Consider the following 521-nt stretch of genomic DNA (forward strand, 5'->3'; position numbering starts at 1 on the left):
GACGAGGAGACCGTCTACATCGGCGACGAGGACGAACTGGACTACGACGTGCTGGTCTGGACCGGCGGCATCACCGGCCGGGACTGCATGCAGGATGTCGACCTCGATAAAGACGACCGCAACCACCGCGTCCACGCGGAAGGGAACTTCCAGACCGACGACGAGCACGTCTTTGCGATCGGTGACTCGGCGCTGATTGACCAGCCGGGCGACCAGCCCGCACCGCCGACGGCCCAGGCCGCCTGGCAAGCCGCCGAGGTTGCCGGCGAGAACCTCGCTCGCGCCGTGCGGGGCCAGCCGCTCAAAACGTGGACCCACAAGGACAAGGGAACCGTCGTTTCGGTCGGCGAGAAGGCCGTTGCCCACGACGTTGTGAACATGCCCATCGAAACCTTCGGCGGGCTGCCCGCGAAACTGCTGAAGAAGGCGATTGCCGCCCGCTGGATCAAGGACGTTACTGGCGTCGGTCGGGCCGCCAAGGCCTGGCCTGACATGTAGTACCTTTTTACGTCACCCCCTCT

General features: G+C 65.3%; 1 protein-coding gene. It reads left to right on the forward strand.

What is annotated here, in order from left to right; genetic code table 11:
* Positions 1-498, forward strand: a 498-nt coding sequence (locus C442_RS20680; RefSeq protein WP_008313996.1) for an NAD(P)/FAD-dependent oxidoreductase, incomplete at its 5' end; no start/stop codon positions are given.
* Positions 499-521 lie beyond the last annotated feature (23 nt).

Origin of the sequence: Haloarcula amylolytica JCM 13557, assembly GCF_000336615.1 — an archaeon.
In the GTDB taxonomy this organism is placed as follows: domain Archaea; phylum Halobacteriota; class Halobacteria; order Halobacteriales; family Haloarculaceae; genus Haloarcula; species Haloarcula amylolytica.